This is a genomic window from Lysobacterales bacterium, assembly GCA_019634735.1.
GTDB lineage: Bacteria > Pseudomonadota > Gammaproteobacteria > Xanthomonadales > UBA2363 > Pseudofulvimonas.
The window spans coordinates 1-19,318 of sequence record JAHCAT010000006.1; the positions used below are offsets into that span (position 1 = coordinate 1).

The 19,318-nt window shown below is 71.3% G+C and carries 14 protein-coding genes; 5 read left to right on the forward strand and 9 right to left on the reverse strand.

Going from position 1 to position 19,318, the window contains the following annotated elements; translation table 11 throughout:
- Window positions 1–2,811 (reverse strand): S8 family serine peptidase (locus tag KF823_07090; GenBank protein ID MBX3725669.1); only part of this gene is annotated, 2,811 nt, incomplete at its 3' end.
- 108 nt (window positions 2,812–2,919) lie between these two features.
- Here KF823_07090 and KF823_07095 point away from each other — a divergent pair.
- Window positions 2,920–3,606, forward strand: a complete 687-nt coding sequence (locus KF823_07095) for a fumarylacetoacetate hydrolase family protein (GenBank protein MBX3725670.1) — start codon at window positions 2,920–2,922, stop codon at window positions 3,604–3,606.
- A 258-nt stretch (window positions 3,607–3,864) separates the two neighbouring features.
- Window positions 3,865–5,259 carry a M28 family peptidase gene (locus KF823_07100; protein MBX3725671.1) on the forward strand — a complete coding sequence of 465 codons (1,395 nt, stop codon included), beginning with the start codon at window positions 3,865–3,867 and terminating at the stop codon, window positions 5,257–5,259.
- A gap of 110 nt (window positions 5,260–5,369) precedes the next feature.
- Here the strand turns inward: KF823_07100 and KF823_07105 are convergent, their stop codons facing one another.
- The 7 genes from KF823_07105 to hppD form a co-directional block, all read right to left on the reverse strand.
- Entirely contained in the window at window positions 5,370–6,590 is a 1,221-nt protein-coding gene (locus KF823_07105) for a hypothetical protein (protein ID MBX3725672.1), read from the reverse strand.
- A gap of 84 nt (window positions 6,591–6,674) precedes the next feature.
- A complete protein-coding gene (locus KF823_07110; protein MBX3725673.1) occupies window positions 6,675–7,586 on the reverse strand; it encodes an rRNA methyltransferase in 912 nt (303 codons plus the stop codon).
- Window positions 7,583–8,242: a maleylacetoacetate isomerase gene (maiA, locus tag KF823_07115; protein MBX3725674.1), complete on the reverse strand. Its 660-nt coding sequence runs from the start codon at window positions 8,240–8,242 to the stop codon at window positions 7,583–7,585. Before maiA ends, KF823_07110 begins: the two co-directional genes overlap by 4 nt.
- Window positions 8,243–8,406: 164 nt before the next feature.
- Complete coding sequence (locus KF823_07120) at window positions 8,407–9,387, reverse strand: fumarylacetoacetate hydrolase family protein (protein ID MBX3725675.1); 981 nt, start codon at window positions 9,385–9,387, stop codon at window positions 8,407–8,409.
- Between the two features lie 94 nt (window positions 9,388–9,481).
- Window positions 9,482–10,141, reverse strand: a complete 660-nt coding sequence (locus KF823_07125) for a hypothetical protein (GenBank protein MBX3725676.1) — start codon at window positions 10,139–10,141, stop codon at window positions 9,482–9,484.
- Window positions 10,138–11,448 (reverse strand): homogentisate 1,2-dioxygenase, encoded by a 1,311-nt coding sequence (gene hmgA, locus KF823_07130; protein ID MBX3725677.1) that lies wholly within the window; start codon window positions 11,446–11,448, stop codon window positions 10,138–10,140. Before hmgA ends, KF823_07125 begins: the two co-directional genes overlap by 4 nt.
- A gap of 23 nt (window positions 11,449–11,471) precedes the next feature.
- The gene (gene hppD, locus KF823_07135) at window positions 11,472–12,554 is read right to left on the reverse strand and encodes a 4-hydroxyphenylpyruvate dioxygenase (protein ID MBX3725678.1); all 1,083 of its coding nucleotides are present in this window, start codon (window positions 12,552–12,554) and stop codon (window positions 11,472–11,474) included.
- Window positions 12,555–12,701: 147 nt separating this feature from the next.
- Between hppD and KF823_07140 the strand changes: the two genes are divergently transcribed.
- On the forward strand, window positions 12,702–13,142 hold the full coding sequence (locus KF823_07140) for a winged helix-turn-helix transcriptional regulator (GenBank protein ID MBX3725679.1): 441 nt from the start codon (window positions 12,702–12,704) through the stop codon (window positions 13,140–13,142).
- A gap of 395 nt (window positions 13,143–13,537) precedes the next feature.
- Here KF823_07140 and KF823_07145 read toward each other — a convergent pair whose 3' ends face one another.
- Window positions 13,538–14,917 carry an MFS transporter gene (locus tag KF823_07145; GenBank protein ID MBX3725680.1) on the reverse strand — a complete coding sequence of 460 codons (1,380 nt, stop codon included), beginning with the start codon at window positions 14,915–14,917 and terminating at the stop codon, window positions 13,538–13,540.
- Window positions 14,918–15,253: 336 nt separating this feature from the next.
- On the opposite strand from KF823_07145, the gene KF823_07150 reads away from it, so the two are divergent.
- Together KF823_07150 and KF823_07155 are read left to right on the forward strand one after the other, a co-directional pair.
- Entirely contained in the window at window positions 15,254–16,633 is a 1,380-nt protein-coding gene (locus KF823_07150; GenBank protein MBX3725681.1) for a YfcC family protein, read from the forward strand.
- A gap of 114 nt (window positions 16,634–16,747) precedes the next feature.
- On the forward strand, window positions 16,748–19,006 hold the full coding sequence (locus tag KF823_07155) for an EAL domain-containing protein (GenBank protein ID MBX3725682.1): 2,259 nt from the start codon (window positions 16,748–16,750) through the stop codon (window positions 19,004–19,006).
- Window positions 19,007–19,318 lie beyond the last annotated feature (312 nt).

Genomic DNA, 19,318 nt, shown 5'->3' on the forward strand with positions numbered 1-19,318 from the left:
GAAGACGTTGAAGGGCGTCGTGCCCGGGGCGCAGTCGCCGGGGGCCGGCTGAGTGGTGAAGGTGAACACCGACGAGCTCGCGCCATCGCCGCAGACGTTCGCCGCCCTCACCCGCCAACGATAGGTGGTGCTGGAGTTGAGCGGCGAGGTCAGCGCGAAGCTGGTGCCGCTGACCGTGGTGCTCACCACGATGTTGCTGAAGCCGGGATCGGTGGCGACTTCCAGCAGGTAGCTCTCCGCCTGGCTCGCCGCCGCCCAGCTCAGGGTCGGCTGCACGACGACGTTGGTGGCGTTGTTGGCCGGCGAGGTCAGCGCCGGCGCGGCAGGCACGGAGGTGGCCAGGTTCAGCTCGACGCTGGTGGTGCGGACCTCGCCGCTGGGCGAGGCGGTACCGGTGACGTCGATCTGGTAGGTGCCCGCCGCGGCGGCACCGGTGTTGCCGATGGTCATCGCGCTGCTGCCGGGCAGGGACGGCACCGGGTTGACCGAGAAGCTGCTGGTGGCGCCCGCCGGGACACCGCTCGCGGACAGCGCGACCGGCTCGTTGAAGCCGAGCAGCGAGCCGAGGCTGAGATCGTAACTGGCCGTGGCCGGTGCGCAGATCGACCGGCTGGTCGGATTGGCGGCCAGCGAGAAACCCGCACCCTGCACGCAGTTCCGGCAGACCAGGGCGAAATCCTGGTCGGTCGGGGTGCCGTTGCCCGGAATGCCGTCGCCGGGAAGGTTGGTGGCGATCACCCGGATGGTGACATCGGACCCGGGGTTGGCGACGAACACGTTCTCGACGTTGTTGAGGGTGTCGGCGCTGCCGCCGGTGACCGAAACGCCGCCGCTGAACACGTTGCCGCGGTAGGTCTGGCCGCCGGTGATGACCTCCAGGTCGAGATTGTTGACCAGGGCCGGATTGGCGCCGGCCGCCGCAGCGGCATCGGTCCAGGTCAGCGACACCTTGAGCGGCCGGGTCGGGTCGGCGACCCCGTACGTCGTCTCGTACACCTGCCCCACCGAGGTCAGCACCTGGGTCTGGTCGAGATATTCCGAGGCGGTGAAATCCAGGCCCATGCTGCCGGGGAGGTCGATGCGGCCCCAGCCCTCGTTGGGGTTCGGGATCGCCGCGGCAACACCGGTCAGGTCGCGGGCGCCGTTGACCAGCAGCGCCTTGATCATCGCCGGGCTGGGATTGGCGTTGCCGTTGAAGCTCCGCCACCACTGGGTCAGCAGGACCGCGGTGCCGGACACGTGCGGCGCCGCCATGCTGGTGCCGGAGCAGAGCGCGTAGGTATTGCTGGTGCCGGCGATCGCGGTGGCGCACTGGCTGGCGCCGGCGACGCGCCGGGCCGAGGCGATGCTTTCGCCGGGCGCCGAGACGGTCACGCCGAAGCGGCCGTCCTGGGTCGGTCCGCGACTGGAGAACCCGCTCAGGTCGTTGATGCTGCCGGCCCGGAAATTGCGCGAACTGCCGGTGATGATCGGGTTCTTGGCGGCCTTGGGCGCGGTCAGGGTGCTGGCGTTCGGACCGGAGTTGCCGGCCGAGAACACCATGACGAACGCCTCGTGGATCGGCGTGTCGAAGTCGCCGTCGCGGACGATCTGATCCCAGGCGCGGGCGCCGGCGGTGTAGGTGGTGCCGCCGCTCTCGCCGGAGGTCCAGCTGCCGTTGCCGCCGACCGCGCCGCCGAGCAGCGCGTGCTTGGAAAGGATCTGCCAGCCACCGGCCGGCGGCCAGGGCGTGCCGCCGGCGCAGATCGGGTTCTGCGCGAAGATGCCGGCCGCTGGCGCCATGCCCATGCCGTACAGGAAGCCCTGCGCGTCGGTGAAACCGGCCGCGCCGTTGCCGGCGATGATGCCGGCGACGTGGGTGCCATGGCCGCCAGACGAGGGATCGTCGCCCAGGCCGTTGCCCGCCGGGCAGCCCGGGTAGGTGAAGCCGCCGACGATGCGCCCGGCGAAGTCGGGGTGGGTCAGATCGACGCCGCTGTCGATCACCGACCAGGTGACGCCGTTGCCGTTGAAGCCCAGCGCCCCCAGCCAGGGCAGGTAGCCGACCTGCGGCGTGAATGCCGCGTTGTAGTTGCGGGCGACGATCTGCGAGGACATCTCGTCGTCGAGGATCGGATCGGGGTCGGCGAACTCGAGCCAGACCACCTGCGGCAGGGCGGCAAGCTCGGCAAGCCGGCTGGCGTCGACCTCGACCCACGCGTCGAAGAAGGTGCGGTCGGCCTGCGCCGGACCGTGGGTGACGACCTGGGCGCCGCGCGCCGCGAGTGCGGAAAGCACGCCGGGCACGTCGCCGTCATTGAAGAAATGCACGCCGACATTGCGGATCAGGCCGCTGCGCTTGCCCAGGCCCGGCTCGAGCTTCCAGCCGGGCTGGTATTCGCCCTGCCAGCGCACATGGGCCAGGTTCTCGAGCGCGTTGCCGGCGCCGGCATCGGCCCAGACCAGGTAGGTATCGTGCGGGTAGTACTGCAGGGGCCGTACGCCGAACGCGGCCAGATCGGCCAGCCAGTCGCCGCGAACCTTGTCGGTGAACTGGACGAAGCGCAGACCCTTGCCGTTCCCGGCGGTGCGGTAGTCGCCGGCATTGCCGGGCGGCGTGAGCAGTGGATCGAAGGACAGGTCGCCGAAGCTGATCCGCTTGCCGGCGGCGTTCGCGCCGAGGGCGCCGTTCGCCGTCGCCACGATCTCCGAGTGGCCCAGGTCGACCGAGGTCGCCTGAGCATGACCCGGCCAGGCGCCGGTGCCGATACCTGCCGCAGCCACCGCCGCGGCCATGAACGCGGCCAGGCCGGCCGTTCTCGCGCTGGACATCGTTGATCCCTCCGGAAGCGTGTCTCGACCGGACCGGACGGCCCGGGTGCGCCGTACCATAGCACCGGTCGGCCGCGCCGACGTCCCCCCGGAAATGGACGCCACCGTATGGATTTCGTGATTCCCAGCACACCCCAGGCCAGCCTGGCCGTGGCCGGCGACAGCCGGCGCTTCCCGGTGCACCGGATCTACTGCATCGGCCGCAACTACGCCGAGCATGCCCGGGAGATGGGCGCGGAACCCGAACGGGGCAATCCCGTGTTCTTCCTGAAGCCTCCGGACAGCGTGACCGACCTGCCCGGCGTGGTCGCCTATCCCCCCGGCACCAGCGACCTGCACCATGAGGTGGAGCTGGTCGTCGCACTGCACGGCGGCGGCAGGGACATCGAGCCCGCCGATGCCTTGTCGCTGGTCTGGGGCTACGGCATCGGGCTGGACCTCACCCGGCGCGACCTTCAGGGTGCCGCCAAGGCCCGGGGACTGCCCTGGGACACCGGGAAATCGTTCGAACAGGCGGCGCCCTGCGGCCCCCTGCATCCGGTCGCGCAGGTCGGCCACCCTTCGGCGGGTGCGATCACCCTGGACGTGGCGGACACCCTTCGCCAGCGCGGCGACCTGGCCGACATGCTGTTTCCGGTGGCCGAGGTGATCGCCCATCTGTCGCGACTGTTCACCCTGGCGCCGGGCGACCTGCTGTTCACCGGCACGCCGGCCGGGGTCGGCCCGCTGCAGCGCGGCGAGCGCTTCCGGGCCGCGATCGCCGGGCTGGGCGAGGTCGAGGGCCGGATGGTCTGAGCATTCGCGGAGCCGCCGCCTGCGCCCTGGCGCGGCTGCCCAAGGTCCGGCGATCCTGCCGCGGCGGCGCCTGGCGGCCTGACCGCCCGCCAGGCCCACCTGCGCGTCAGCTCGGCGACGTGCCCGCCCGGCACCTCCCGGGCCGGAAGCCGCACAGGAATCGACGATAGACGGTGCGTGGCCCCGGCGCGGCAGGACGCCGGGCACCGGCGGGGGGCTCTGTCAGAATCCGGGCATCACTGAACAGGATCCTTGCCGATGATGCTCCGCGCCCTGCTGCCGATCGCCGCCCTGCTCGCCATTGCCGCACCGGTCGCCGCCGATGGCCCGCTGCCCGGTGCCGCCATCGAGGCCGCCACCGGCCTGCGCGACGCCGCCCTGGCCGGCTCCGGCGCCTACGACATCGTCGAGGATCTGACCACGCGGATCGGACCGCGCCTGGCCGGCACCGAGGCCGATGCCCGCGCCGTGCAGTGGGCGATCGACACGTTCAAGACGCTGGGTTACGACCGGGTCTGGACCGAGCCGGTCAGCTTCCCGGTGTGGACGCGCGGCATGGAATCGGCGCGGGTGGTCTCACCCTGGCCGCAGTCGCTGGCGATCGCCGCGCTGGGCGGCTCCATCGGCACCCCCGAGGAAGGGATCCAGGCCGAGATCGTCGCCTTCGACAGCTATGCCGACCTGCTCGAGGGCGATGCCGCGGCGGTCGAAGGCAAGATCGTCTACATCGGCAACCGCATGCGCCGGGCCCGCGACGGCCGCGGCTACGGCGAGGCGGTGATCGCCCGCTCGCGCGGCGCCTCGCACGCCGCCAAGCTGGGCGCCCGCGCCATCCTGATCCGCTCGATCGGCACCGCCGCCAACTCGCGCACGCCGCACACCGGCATGCTCAGCTACGACATCGCCTTCCGCAGGATTCCCGGTGCCGCGCTGTCCAACCCCGACGCCGACCTGATCGAGGCGATGCTGCGCCGGGGCGAACCGGTGGTGGTCGAGCTGCACCTGGGTGCCGGTATCCGCGGCGAGTACACCAGCCAGAACGTCATCGCCGAAGTCGACGGCCGCGAGGAGTCCGACCGCTTCGTGCTGATCGGCGGCCACCTGGACTCCTGGGACCTGGGCACCGGCGCGCTCGACAACGGCGCCGGCATCGGCATCACCATGGCCACCGGCGCGATGATCGCGAAACTTCCCAGGGCACAGCGGCCACGCCACGGCGTCCGGGTGGTCGCCTTCGCCAACGAGGAGCAGGGCGTGCACGGCGGCCGGGCCTATGCCCAGGCCCACGGCGACGACCTGGCGCGCCACCTGATCGGCGCCGAGTCCGACTTCGGCGCAGGCCGCATCTGGCGCTTCGACACGCGCGTGCCGGAACCGATGCTGCCCCTGATGGACCAGGTCGCCGCCGTGCTGGCGCCGCTCGGCATCGAGCGGGGCGGCAACGAGGCCCGCGGTGGCGCCGACCTGAGCGCCATGCGCGAACTGGGCATGCCGCTGGCCGGCCTGCTGCAGGACGGCACGGCGTACTTCGACCACCACCACACCGCCAACGACACCCTGGACAAGATCGACCGCGAGGAGATCGACCAGAACGTCGCGGCCTACGTCTCGCTGGTCTACCTGGTGGCCGAACACGAGGTGCCGGCACCCTGAGCAGACGCCCGGGCACGGACGCCGTGGCGCCCGTGTCCGATCAGCATGGCCTGGACACTCCTGAGACCGCGACTGCGACCGCCGATCTTCGCGCCGTGGTGCCGGTGCGGTCAGCGCAGCAGTGGCGAATCCAGCGTGCGGGCCGGACGACCCAGCACCTGCTCCGCCGCATCGCGCAGGTCGGCGGTGTCGACCCGCCGCTTCGCCATCAGCAGGCGGGTGACATCATCGAAGCTGCGCTCGCCGTCGGTGGCCTCCCTGATCTCGGCATCGAGGTCCATGAAAAGCAAAGTGGCACGGGCATTGACCGCGCCGCCGGCGCGCACCCCGACCAGCGTCCTCACGTTGGCGCTCCAGCGCTCCAGCATCGTCCTGGTGCGCTGGTAGCGGGCCTCGGTGGTGCCGCCGGTGCGGTGCAGCAGTTCGATCGAGTAGAACTCGGCGACACCCTCAGAGATGTACTTGTGTCCCGGCGCGCCGCTGATCCGGCTGATCAGGTGGACGAACTCGTGCAGCAGGGTGCTGGTGCCGTTCTCGCTGATCAGCGGGCGGCCGGAATGCATGTACAGCGAGCGCGGCCCGGACAGTCCGCCCCGCCACATCGCGTCGCCGGCCCCGACCACCAGGATCTTGGGCGGCAGTTCGCCGAAGATGGCGCGCATCTCCGGCAGGGTCCAGCCGATCATCGCCAAAATCTGCTGGCGCGGCATGTTGTCGCCCTTCGGCGCGCCGACCACGATCTCGATGTCGTCGTGCTGCTCGCGCCGGGTGCCGACGTCGCCGGCGATGATCCAGCCGGTCGGACGGGCGAAGCGCACCTCGTCGTTGTCGACCACGAAGCTGCGCGGACGCTCGCCGGCGCGCCAGGGCGTCTCGACATTGGTCCAGCCCTCGGGAAGCACGAAGCGCACCGTGGTGGCGGACCGCGAGTCGGCGCTCATGCGCACCCGCGCCGAGGGAAACAGGTGGTCGCCGCGAACGATGGTCCAGTCGTCGGTGATGCGCGCGTCGTGGCCGCCGTTGCGGCGACGCTTGTCGATCCGGTACTGCCAGCGCAGCTCGCCGCCGGCGCGCGGCGGCGTCCAGACCACCCGGTCGCCGTCGCGCACCACCTCGCCGTCGCCGGCGACCGCGTCGTAGCGGTCGGCCGGCATCGCCAGGTCGAAGCGGCTGGCGCGGCCCTCGCCATTGCGCAGCGCCATGGCGACTTCGGCATGTCCCTGGTCGGGCTGGAAGCGCACCGTGTAATCGACCCTGAAGGTATCCGCCGCGACGGACAGCGGGACGATCAGCAGGGCGAACAGGCAGGACAGCAGACGTGCCGTGGACATGGCGGCTCCATTACCGGGAACGGCCATTGTGCCGCAGCAGCATGAACGCACGGCCAAGCCCGCGGCGGCCCGGCGACGCCCTGCTCAGGCGATGCCGGGCGCGGGGTGCTGGCGCAGGTGCTCGCCGAACAGCACCGCCGCCGCGGCCGCGACGTTGAGGCTGTCGACCGCGCCGCTGCCGGGGATGTGCACGGTCATCGCCGCACCGGCCTGGCGCGCCGGCGACAGGCCCGGACCTTCGGCGCCCAGCAGCCAGAGGATGCGCTGCGGCAGGGCCGCCCGATGCAGGGATTGTCCGCCGCGGACCACGGTGGCGACGGCCAGGAAGCCGGCATCGCGCAACTGCGCCGACCCGGCGGTATCGACGCGCAGCAGGGGCACGTGTTCGGCGCCGCCCTCGGCGACCCGGCAGGCGGCACCCGAAAGGAGCGGTGGCCGCAGGCCCTCGGCGAGCACCGCCGCGACGCCGAAATGCGCCGCCGAGCGCAGGGTGGCGCCGAGATTGTGTGGATTGCCCACGCCGTCCAGCATCACCAGTTGCGCAGGCCCTGCGGGCAGGCCGGCCAGCAGGTCGGCGAGCGCCGGTGGCTCGGCGCGCAGCACCTCGAAGCAGACGCCCTCGTGATGCTGGCTGCCGGTCAACCGCTCCAGATCGTCCGGCGCAACCACCCGGTAGCCGACACGGCGCGCTGCGCAGTCGCGGAGCACTTCCCGCAGGGCGGGGAGGCGGGCCTCCACGAGCCAGACCTTGCGGATCGCCGCCGGGCGCCTGTTGAACACCGCCAGGCAGGCATTGAGGCCGAATACCCGAAGCTCGCGCTGGCGCTGATCCGGTTTCACGATGCGACCTTCTGCGGGCGCGCCATCATGCCAGTTCGTGCCGACCCGCGCGGCCGGGCCTTGCCCGGACGCTCCCTGTGGCCGCTTCGCCGATCGCCCATCCGGACCTGCGCCGGACGGGCGAATCCCGCGACGGCCAGGACGGTCGACACTCACTCCGCGTCGGGATGCCGGCTCGGATGCGAGGCCTGGAAGGCGTCCTGCGCCATGCAGTGGTCGTGGATGCGCAGCACCGTGGTGCAGGCGTCGATGTCGGCGCCGAAACGGCGTGCCGCATACACCGCGGGCACCATCACGCAGTCGGCCAGGGTCGGATGGTCGCCATGGCAGTAGCTGCCGGTCTCGGTCGACTCCACCAGCAACTGCTCGAAGGCGGCGAAGCCCAGGCGGATCCAGTGCTGCACGAAAGCGGCAACTGCCGCGTCGTCGAGGCCGGCCTGCTCCTTGAGATAGCGCTGCACCCGCAGGTTGTGCACCGGATGGGTGTCGGCGGCGAGGGTCAGCGCCAGCGCCCGCACCCGGCTGCGGCCACGGGCATCGGCGGGCAGCAGCCGCGGATGGTCGGGGAAGGTCTCGTCCAGGTATTCCAGGATCGCCAGCGACTGGGTGATGCGCCGCTCGCCGTGCAGCAGGGTCGGCACCAGGCCGAGCGGGTTGACCTCGCGATAGGCCGGCTGGTGCTGTTCGCCACCGTCGCGCACCAGGTGCACGGCAACCGCCTCCCAGGGCAAGCCCTTCAGCGTCAGTCCGATGCGCACGCGCCAGGCGGCGCTGGAGCGCCAGTAGTCGTAGAGCTTGATTCCGTAGGACATGGCCCTCCCCTCCCGTACGTCGACCCGGCGACCTTCGCCGGGCACGGGGCAGAGCATACGCCCGCCCGGGCCGCGGCGCCCGGACGCCCCGGCGAGACGGCGTCGGGCACCCGGCGCCCGGCCGCCGGCTTGCTTCTCGGGGCCGCGTCGCGCGGCGGCCTGCCTCAGGCCTGCTCGATCGCCTGTTCGATGGCGCCGAAGATGCTGCGACCCTGGGCATCCAGCATCTCGATGCGCACGCGGTCGCCGAACTTCATGAACGGCGTTCGCGGCTGGCCATGCTCCAGCGCCTCGACGGTGCGCCTCTCGGCGAAGCAGGACGCGCCCAGCGAGGTGTCCTGGTTGGCGACGGTGCCGGATCCGACCAGGGTGCCGGCCGCGAGCGGCCGAGTGCGCGCGGCATGCGCGACCAGCTGCGCGAAATCGAACTGCATGTCGACGCCGGCCAGCGGCGCGCCGAACCATTCGCCGTTCACGTGGGTGACCAGAGGCAGATGCACCTTGTTGTCGCGCCAGGCATCGCCGAGTTCATCCGGCGTCACCAGCACCGGCGACAGCGCCGAACGCGGCTTGGACTGCAGGAAACCGAAGCCCTTGGCCAGCTCGGCCGGGATCAGGTTGCGCAGGGACACGTCGTTGACCAGGCCGATCAACTGGATGTGGCCGGCGGCCTGTTCCGGGGTCACCGCCATGGGGACATCGTCGGTGACCACCAGCACCTCGGCCTCGAGATCGATGCCGTGCTCCTCGCTGGTCACCCGCACCGGATCGCGCGGTCCAAGGAAGCCGGCGCTGGTCGCCTGGTACATCAGCGGATCGGTGTAGAAGCTGGCCGGCACCTCGGCGCCGCGCGCCTTGCGGACGCGCTCGACGTGCGGCAGGTAGGCGCTGCCGTCGACGAACTCGTAGGCGCGCGGCAGGGGCGCCGCCAGGCGTGCGGCGTCGAGCGCGAATTCGCCCTCTACGCCGCCGTTCTCCAGCGCCATCGCCAGGGCGTTGAGCCGCGGCGCAGCGCTCGCCCACTCGTCCAGTGCGGCCTGCAGGGTCGGCGCAATGGCGGTGGCGCGCACGGCGCGGGCAAGGTCGCGCGAGACGACGATCAGGGTGCCGTCGCGGCCGCCCTCCTTGAGGGATGCAAGTTTCATGGCTGGCTCCTCGGCCATCGGTTGGGTGTGGCGCCCGCCGGCCGAGGCCTGCGCGGGCGGAAGCGGCGGCGCGGGCCGCCGCGGGGCCGGGCGCTCAGCCGCAGCCCTCGACGTAGTCGACCTGGGGCGACAGGCCGATGCGCCACTGCGTGGCGACGCCGGCGGCATCGAGTTCGAAGACCAGCCGGCTGCCGCTGCCCTCCGGGCCCTCGACGATGAAGTACTCGCCCCCTTCCGCATACTTGTGCGGCGCCAGGCTGTGGCGCCCCGCATAGAGCACTTCCAGCGCCTCGCGGAGGTTGCCGTTGCGGCCCCCGCCGGGCGCCTCGTAAAGGTCGCCGGTGACGTCATAGCGGACGAAACGGCCTTGTTCGAGCATGAAGACTACGCGGGACCCGTCGCTGGGCGCCGGATCCGGCACCAGGTAATGGCAGGAGTCGTCCGGGGAAACTTCCCGGTCGGCCACCAGCGGCCGGCCCCAGGAGATCCGCACCGACTCCTGGTCGTCGCCGAAGCGGGCCGGACCGAAGCCGTGGAAGCCGGTCACCTGGTCGGTGCCGGCCGGGATCTCCTCCGCGGGCGTCTCCTCCGGTTCCGGGACCGCCGCGGCCTCCTCGACCGGCGTCGCGGGTGCCGGTTCCGACGCCGGTGCCGGCTCGGGGGCCCGTTCCGGTTCCGGTGCCTGACGGGAGCAGGCGACCAGCGCGGAGAAACCCAGGACGATCGCGAACGTGCCCAGCTTCGATACCATCATCGTGCCTCCGGATTGAAGTGCCGTTGCAGGCCCGCCCAGCAGTGCGTGTAGTCCGACTGGCGCCAGGGCGCATCGAGCGCCTGCCGGACCGGCCGGATCACCTGCCGGGCCTCGAACATGAAGGCCATGGTATCGGTGATGACGTCCGGGCGGGACAGGTCGGCGGCCGAGGCCTTCTCGAAGGTGGCCGCGTCCGGGCCGTGACCGGTCATGCAGTTGTGCAGCGAGCCGCCGCCGGGCACGAAGCCATCGGCCTTGGCGTCGTAAGCGCCGTGCACCAGACCCATGTACTCGCTGGCGATGTTGCGGTGGAACCAGGGCGGCCGGAAAGTGTCCTGGGCGACCAGCCAGCGCGGCGGGAAGATCACGAAGTCCATGTTGCCGACGCCCGGGGTATCGCTGGGACTGGTCAGCACCAGGAAGATGCTGGGGTCGGGATGGTCGTAGCTGATCGAACCGATGGTGTTGAAGCGGCGCAGGTCGTACTTGCAGGGCACGTGGTTGCCGTGCCAGGCGACCACGTCCAGCGGCGAATGGCCGATCCGGGCATGCCACAGATGGCCCTGGAACTTGGCGACCAGCTCGAAATCGCCCTCGCGATCCTCGTAGGCGGCGACCGGCGCCAGGAAGTCGCGGGGGTTGGCCAGGCCGTTGCTGCCGATCGGGCCCAGGTCGGGCAGGCGCAGGAAGGCACCGAAGTTCTCGCACACGTAGCCGCGCGCGGCACCCTCCGGCAGCTCGATCCGGAACCGGATGCCGCGCGGCAGCACGGCGATCTCCTGGGGCTCGACCTCGAGCACGCCCAGCTCGGTGGCGATCCGCAGCCGACCCTGCTGGGGGACCACCAGCAGCTCGCCGTCGGCGTCGTAGAAGAAGCGGTCGGTCATCGACCGGTTGGCCGCGTACAGATGGATGGCGATGCCGCTGCCGGCTTCCGGACCGCCGTTGCCGGCGACCGTGAACAGCCCGTCCACGAAGTCGGTGGGCGCCTGCGGCATCGGCATCGGGTTCCAGCGCAGCTGGTCCGGAGTCACCGGCCCTGTGCCGAAATCGTTGTGGAAGGCCGGGTTGCCTTCGGCGCGATGCTCGAAGGGCGCGAACCGGCCATGTACGGCGGCCGGCCGGATCCGGTACATCCAGGTCCGGCGGTTCTGGTGGCGGGGCGCGGTGAACGCGGTACCGGAGATCTGCTCCGCGTACAGCCCGCAGGGCGCCCGCTGCGGTGAATTGCGGCCGACCGGCAGGGCGCCGGCCAGGGCCTCGCTGCTGAATTCGTTGCCGAAGCCGCTGAGGTAGTCGAGGGTCATGGCGCAGCTCCCGGGGTGGCCGATCAGAGCACGCCGCGGCGCATCTGGTCGCGCTCGATCGACTCGAACAGCGCCTGGAAGTTGCCCTCGCCGAAGCCCTCGTTGCCCTTGCGCTGGATGATCTCGAAGAAGATCGGCCCGATCGCGTTCTGGGTGAAGATCTGCAGCAGCTTGCGCGACTTGGTCTCCGGGTCGGCGTCGATCAGGATGCGGTTCTTCGCCAGGCGGGGCACGTCCTCGCCATGGTCGGGAATGCGCTCGTCGATGACGTCGAAGTAGGTGTCCGGGGTGTTCAGGAACTCGATGCCGGCGGCGCGCATCTTCTCGACGGTCGCATAGATGTCGTCGGTGAAGCAGGCGATGTGCTGGATGCCCTCGCCCTTGTACTGGTCGAGGTACTCGTTGATCTGGCTCTTCGGGTCGGAGGATTCGTTGAGCGGGATGCGGACGATGCCGTCGGGCGCGGTCATCGCCTTCGACACCAGGCCGGTCTTGGCGCCCTTGATGTCGAAGTAGCGGATCTCGCGGAAGTTGAACAGGCGCTCGTAGTAGTCCGACCACTTCTCCATGTTGCCGAAGAAGAGGTTGTGGGTCAGGTGGTCGATGAAGGTCAGCCCGAAGCCGGCCGGCTCGGCATCGACCCCGTCGATGGCGACATAGTCGGCGGCGTAGGGATCCTGCCCTGCGGGCGACAGATAGAGCATGCAGTCGCCGATGCCCTTGACCACCGGCACGGCGATCGCCCGGCTGTCCGGCTTGTGGTCGACCGCCTCGCCGCCATTGCCGAGCACGGTCCGGTGGACCTCGTCGACCGGCTTGCGGAAGCGCACAGCGAAGCCGCAGGCGCAGGGGCCGTGGGCGGCGGCGAAATCGGCGGCGAAGGAATCCGGGTCCTCGTTGACCAGGAAATTGACGCCGCCCTGCCGGTACACCGTGATCGCGCGGTCGCGATGGCGCAGCACCGCCGCGAAGCCCATGCGCCGGAACAGGTCGTGCAGGTCGACGCTGCCTGGCGGCGCCGCGAACTCGACGAACTCGAAGCCGTCGATGCCCATCGGGTTCTCGAAGGTCGTGGGCTGCATGCCGAGGTTGGGTTGCGCGCTCATCGGTATCTCCATCGTTTCGGGGCCGCGGTCGGCGCGGCGGGTCGGGGGCGCGGTGCGGCCGGCGGTTCGACCGCGCGGGCCGCGCTTGCGCGTTCCGGCCGCGACGTTATAGTTTCACTTGAAACCATTTGCAAGGCGCGCCGCACCATGGCCGACTCCCTCGACCTCGACCACTTCCTGCCCTACCGGCTGTCGAGGCTGTCCAACACCATCAGCCAGGCGATCGCCGACCTGTACGTCGAGCGCTTCAACCTGACCGTGACCGAATGGCGGGTGATGGCGGTGCTGGGCCGCGAGCCCGGCCTGAGCGCCGGCGAGGTCGCCCAGCGCACCGCCATGGACAAGGTCGCGGTCAGCCGCGCCGTGGCCCGCCTGATCGCGGCCGGCCGCATCGACCGCGGCACCGCCGACGGCGACCGGCGCCGCTCGGTGCTGCACCTCAGCGACGCCGGACGGCGCATCTACGACCAGGTCGTGCCGCTGGCCCTGGACTTCGAGCAGCGCCTGCTGACGCGCCTTGCCGACGACGACCGCCGGCACCTGCACCATCTGCTCGACCGCCTGGAACAGGCCAGCCAGCAATCCTGACCCGGCTCCGGCCCCCTGTCCGCCGCGAGCCCTGGCCGTCCCGGGTACGCGCCGCGCCCCAGCCGGCGTTCCAGCCGAACGCTGCCGGCAAGCCCGGCGCCCCGGTCCGGCATCGATCCGCATCATGGCAAGCCCCGGCCCTCTCCCCCGGCCCCTCTCCCAGAGGGAGAGGGGAGCAGATCGAGCTCCGCTTTCCGCTTTCCGCTTTCCGCTTTCCGCTTTCCGCTTTCCGCTTTCCGCTTCCCGAGTCCCGAGTCCCGAGTCCCGAGTCCCGAGCAGAGCGCGGCACCGCACTTCTCCCCTCCCCCGCGTGCGGGGGAGGGGCGGGGGAGAGGGCCGCCCCGGCCAGCGCGCGCGCCTGGACCCTGAGCGAAGACGATCCTGACAAGCGCCGCTCAGCTGCCCCGGTGGACCGTGACCGTCTCCAGGCCATGACCGCCCGGACCGGATTCCGCGCGCCACAACCGGTACGCGAACACCAGTCCCAGCGACGAAAGCGCCGTGTAGAACCACATGCTGCCCGCGTAGCCGGCCGGATTCTCCGGCCCGGCACCGGCGCGGTCGTTGAGGAAGCCGACCACGAACGGCACGGTCGCCCAGCCCAGTTGCTGGCACAGGGTCATCAGGGCATAGGCCGAACCCAGCCGCCGGCCGTCGACGATGTAGGCGACCGACGGCCACATCACTGCCGGAATCAGCGAGAACACGCCGCCCAGGGCGAGGATCACCAGCAGCAGGGTGAGCGGCACCTCGGGCCCCCACAGGAACGGCAGCAACTGCACCGACGGCCCCGGCGGCAGGTAGGTGACCGCCAGGAACAGCGGCAGCATCACCAGCGAGCCGACCGCCATGAACAGCGAGCGCCGTCCGACCCTGTCCACCCACAACCCGAACAGGGGCGTGGCGATGATCGCCGCCATCGGCAGCATGCTGCTGAGCAGGCCGGCGGTCTGCCGGTCCATGCCGTGCGCCTGCTGGAAGTAGTCGATCGCGAAGGTGCGGAACGGGAACACCGTCGAGTAGAACACCACGCACAGCGCGACGATGTACCAGTACGAGGCGCTGTAGCTGAACATGCGCCGCAGGTCCAGCTTCTCGACAGGACCGGCGTCGCCCAGGTCGAACCGGCCTTCGGCACGCTTCTCGGCCATCCAGTACAGCAGCCCCGCCGCCAGCGACACGGCGGTGACGGCGGTGGCCAGCCACAGCGGATCCTGCCAGTTGGTGTACAGGGGCGCGGCGAAGCCGGTCGACCAGTCGGCCGAGGCCGAGCCTAGACGGGCGATCGACAGGTTCAGGCCGAACGCAAGGCCCAGCTCCTTGCCCTTGAACCACTTCGCCAGCACCGTGGTGGCGGCGACGATCAGCGGTTCGGCGCCGAGGCCGAGCAGGAAGCGGCCGGACAGGATCAGCTCGTAGCGGTTGGTGGCGGCGGTCAGCGCCGCCGCCAGCAGGCAGATCAGCGCGAACAGGGCTAGCGCGCGCTTGGTCCCCCAGCGGTCGATCAGGATCCCGCAGCCCAGCAAGGCCAGCACGGCGGCGACGTTGTAGGCGGTCGACAGCAGGCCGATCTGCTTGTAGGTGAAGCCCTCCTGCTCGCGCAGCAGGTCGATCACCGGGTTCAGCGCGTCGTAGACGTAGTAGTTGCCGAACATGGCCAGGCTGACGAACAGCAGGGCCAGCCAGCGGTACAGGGGGGTGGGCCGCGGCAGGGCGGACCGGTGGGCTGCGGACGTGTCGATGGCGGGCTTCCTCCTGACCTGCGTGCGCCGCACTTTACCTGCCCGAGCCGGCGCCGGGGGAGCCAGGGCCAGGGCCAGGGCCAGGGCCGGGACTCGGGACTCGGGACTCGGGACTCGGGACTCGGGACTCGGGACTCGGGACTCGGGACTCGAGACCCGGAACCCGGAACCCGGAACCCGGAACCCGGAACCCGGAACTCGGGACTCGGGACTCGGGACTCGGGACTCGGGACTCGGGGTGCGGGATTCGGCGTGCGGCGCTCCTGCGTGGCGAAGGTGCGCGCATCGAGGACGGCAGCGCGCCGCGGCGGCGTGCGCGGCGCGGCCTGCTAGCATGCCTGGTCGCCGCTTCGGCCCGCAGGTCCGCCCATGTCCCGTCGCCTCCGCATCCCGCACACCCTCGTCCTGCTGTTCGCGATCATGGCGGTGGCCCTGGTCGCCACCTGGCTGCTGCCCCAGGGCAGCTTCCAGCAGGAGCCCAATGCGGCGGGCCGGATGATGGTGGTGCCGGGCAGCTACCAGGTGCACGAGGAGCGGGTCTGGCTGTCGCCGACCGCCCTGTTCACCACGGTGCCGCGGGCGCTGGCCGACGCCCAGGCGATCATCTTCTTCCTGCTGATCGTCGGCGGCGCGATCAGCGTGCTGCGCGCGACCGGCATGATCGACGCCGTGCTCGGCCGGCTGCTCAGGCTGATCGGCCACTCGCCGGCGATGCTCATCGTGTTCGGCACCAGCGTGTTCGCGGCCGGCTCGGCGACGCTCGGCGTCTCCACCGAGTACATCCCGTTCGCGGTGGTGCTGATCTCGCTGTGCGTGGCGATGCGCATGGACGCGATGACGGCGATGGGCGTGATGATCTGCGGCTACGGCGTCGGCTACGGCATCGCCTGGACCAACCCCTACACGGTGATGGTGGCGCAGGGCGTCGCCGGACTGCCGCCGACGTCGGGCTGGGAGTACCGGCTGGTGCTGTTCGTGCCGTTCGTGGCGGTCACCGTGCACCACATCTGGCGCTATGCGTCGAAGGTGGCCGCGAACCCCGCGGCGAGCCTGGTCGCCGACGTCGAGAGCGCCCGCCATGCGGCCGCCACTGATTATCCGGCGCTGGACCGCAAGCGTTGGCTGGTGCTGTTGATCACGGTCGCCGGCCTGGTCGCCATGGTCTACGGCATCGCCCGGCACGGCTGGTACCTGACCGAACTGGGCGCGATCTGGCTGGCGGTGGCCATGGCCGCCGGCCTGGTCGGCGGCCTGGGCGCCAGCGAGACCGCCAAGCAGTTCGGCATCGGCGCCTCGGAACTGGCGGTGGTCGCCCTGCTGGTCGGCTTCGCGCGCTCGATCGGCATGATCCTCGAGGACGGCCAGGTGCTGCACACCATCGTGCACGGCGCCTCGATGCCGCTGGCGGCACTCGGCCAGGAGTTGTCCGCAGTCGGCATGCTGGTGCTGCAGACGCTGATGAACCTGTTCATCCCGTCCGGCTCCGGCCAGGCCTTCGCGACCATGCCGATCATGGCGCCGCTCGCCGACGTGGTCGGCCTGGAACGCCAGGTCGCGGTGCTGGCCTTCCAGTTCGGCGACGGCCTGTCCAACATCATCATCCCGACCAACATCGTGCTGATGGCGATCCTGGGCGTCGCCGGCATTCCCTACGACCGCTGGCTGCGCTTCGTTGCGCCGCTGTTCCTCAAGCTGATGGTGCTGGCCGCGGCGGCCCTGGTGGTCGCGGTCTGGATCGGCTACGCCTGAACCCGCTCCGCCGGGCTGCCGTCGCGGGCGGGCGCGGCGGCAACGGTTGACCCCGCTGCGGAATGCTGCCAAGTTCCCAAGTGCAGTGCCTTCCGTCGACGAGGAGTCCGCGCGTTGAAGCGACCGGCCGCCTTGCAGGTCCGCATCCGTGGCCGTGACCCCGGTGCCGCCGCGCGGACCTGTCTGCTGGCGGCCCTCCTGACGCTCGCCGTCCCGGCCCCGGCCGGCAGCCAGCCGGAACCCCCCGAACGCCTGGTGATGGCCGGCGACGCGAACTACCGGCCGTTCCATTTCCTCGATGCGACCGGCGCGGCCGCCGGCTTCGATGTCGAGCTGCTCGCGGCGATCGCGGCGGAACTCGGCACCAGCGTCGACTACCGGCTGGGCGACTGGGGCGAGTCCCTGAGCGCCCTGGCCGACGGCCAGGTCGACATCGTGCCGATGTTCGTCTCCGAAGCGCGCAAGCGGCGCTTCGCGTTCAGCCAGCCCTACCTCACCCGCTACCACCTGGTGTTCGGCCGTGCCGGCGGCGCCTTCGTCGACGATCTGGAACAACTCGCCGGTCGCCGGGTGGCGGTCCAGCATGCCGGGCTCGCCCATGAGGCCTTGTCCGCCCTGCGACCTCGCCCGGTTCTGATCCCCCTGCATGTGGAGTCGGACACGGTCGCGGCGGTCGCGCGCGGCGAGGCGGACTACGCGGTCGCGCCGATGACCATCGGCTACGAAGCGATCCTCGGCCACGGACTGGACCAGGTGGTGGCGCTCAGTCCGCCGGTGCTCAGCCTGGACTACGCGTTCGCGGTCCGGCCCGACCAGGCCGCCCTGGTGCCGGCCATCGACCAGGCCCTGGCCCAGGTCCGCGCGGCGGGCGTCCACGACCGTCTCTATCTGGCGTGGCTGGCGCGCCTGGGCCCCGAGCCGCCCTCGTTCCGTTCCGGCCTGATGCTGGGTATCGCCCTGGGGGTCCCCCTGCTGCTCGCCGCCATCCTGGCGCTGGTGTGGTGGCGCCGCGCGCACCGTCACGCCGAGCGCCACCTGCGCCGCGCCGACAGCGAGGCGGTGCTGCGTCGCGACGCCGAGGCGCGCGTGCACTACCTGGCCTACAACGACCCGCACACCGACCTGCCAAACCGCAACGCCCTGAACCTGGCGCTGACGCAGGCCCTGCCTTCCGCACTGGCCGCCGGGCGTACCGGGGCCCTGGCCCGCATCGACCTGCTGGGGCTGGATCTCGTGCACGCGGTCGCCGGCCATGCGGCGATCGACGCCATGGTCGCCAGCGTCGGGCTCGCGCTCGCCGACACGGGGCGCGACGCCACCGCCTACAGCGTCGGACGCGGGCAGTTCGCGCTGTTGCTGGCCGACGTGGGCGATGGCCATGGCGCCCGCGCGCGCCTGCAGGAGCACCTGGAGCGGGCGTCGCGCCGGGTCCTGATCGAGGGGGTCAGCCTGGAGCCGCGCTTCGCGTCAGGCGTGGCCCTGTTCCCCGACCACGGCAGCGAGGCCAGCCAGGTCCTGCGCGCCGCCGAGATGGCCTGCACGGCTGCGCTCGACCGCGGCGGGCAGGTGCTCCTGTACGGGCCGCGCCTCGAGCCCGACCCGATCAACCTGTCCGTTCTGGCCGAGCTGCGCGATGCCCTGTCCAGCGGCGCCGTCGGCCATGCCCTGCAGCCCAAACTGGACCTGGCCAGCGGCCGGGTGGTGGGCGCCGAACTGCTGGTGCGCTGGCACCATCCCGTCCGCGGCCCGGTGCCGCCTTCGCGTTTCGTGCCCCTGGCCGAACGCACCGGCATGGTCGGCGCCCTCACCCGCTACATGATCGGTCGTGCGGTCGAGCACCTGCAGCGCTTGCGCGACCAGCGCCTGGACATCTCGGTGGCGGTCAACGTCTCGGTCAACGACCTCGCCGACGACGACCTGGTCACCGACCTGCTGGGGCAGGTCGGCGACCTGGGCAACCAGCTCGTGCTGGAGGTGACCGAGACGGACGTCATGCGCGATGCGGACATCGTGCTGGCTTCGGTGCAGCGCCTGCGCCAGCGCGGCATCCGCATCTCGCTGGACGACTTCGGCGCCGGCCACGCCTCGTTCGTCTACCTGCGCCGGATGGCGCCGGACGAACTCAAGATCGACCGCTCGTTCATCACCGAACTGCTCGGCTCACCCGGCGATCAGGCGATCGTGCGCAGCAGCATCCAGCTTGCCCACGTGCTCGGCGCCACGGTCACCGCCGAGGGGATCGAGGATGCCGGCACCCTGGAATGGCTGCGCCAGGCAGGCTGCGACGCCGCGCAGGGCTACCACATCGCCCGGCCGATGGCCCCGGATGCCTTCTACGCCAGCGACCTGCTGCGCACTGCCGCGATGCTGTAGCGGGGGACCGGGGACCGGGGACCGGGGACCAGGGTCCGGGGACCGGGGACCGGGGACCGGGGACCGGGGACCAGGGACCAGGGACCGGGGACCGGGGACCAGGGACCGGGGACCGGGGACCGGGGACCGGGGACCGGGGACCGGGGACCAGGGACCGGGGACCGGGGACCAGGGACCAGGGACCAGGGTCCGGGGACCGGGGACCGGGGACCAGGGACCGGGGACCGGGGACCAGGGACCAGGGACCGGGGACCGGGGACCGGGGACCAGGGAACAGGGACCAGGAACGGGAACCTGGGAGCAGGAGGCAGG

Excerpts from the sequence above, each read along its gene's own strand:
- KF823_07095 (MBX3725670.1), top strand. The coding sequence starts at position 2,920 with ATGGATTTCGTGATTCCCAGCACACCCCAGGCCAGCCTGGCCGTGGCC.
- KF823_07100 (MBX3725671.1), top strand. The coding sequence starts at position 3,865 with ATGATGCTCCGCGCCCTGCTGCCGATCGCCGCCCTGCTCGCCATTGCC.
- KF823_07105 (MBX3725672.1), bottom strand. The coding sequence starts at position 6,590 with ATGTCCACGGCACGTCTGCTGTCCTGCCTGTTCGCCCTGCTGATCGTC.
- maiA (MBX3725674.1), bottom strand. The coding sequence starts at position 8,242 with ATGTCCTACGGAATCAAGCTCTACGACTACTGGCGCTCCAGCGCCGCC.
- KF823_07120 (MBX3725675.1), bottom strand. The coding sequence starts at position 9,387 with ATGAAACTTGCATCCCTCAAGGAGGGCGGCCGCGACGGCACCCTGATC.
- KF823_07125 (MBX3725676.1), bottom strand. The coding sequence starts at position 10,141 with ATGATGGTATCGAAGCTGGGCACGTTCGCGATCGTCCTGGGTTTCTCC.
- hmgA (MBX3725677.1), bottom strand. The coding sequence starts at position 11,448 with ATGACCCTCGACTACCTCAGCGGCTTCGGCAACGAATTCAGCAGCGAG.
- hppD (MBX3725678.1), bottom strand. The coding sequence starts at position 12,554 with ATGAGCGCGCAACCCAACCTCGGCATGCAGCCCACGACCTTCGAGAAC.
- KF823_07140 (MBX3725679.1), top strand. The coding sequence starts at position 12,702 with ATGGCCGACTCCCTCGACCTCGACCACTTCCTGCCCTACCGGCTGTCG.
- KF823_07150 (MBX3725681.1), top strand. The coding sequence starts at position 15,254 with ATGTCCCGTCGCCTCCGCATCCCGCACACCCTCGTCCTGCTGTTCGCG.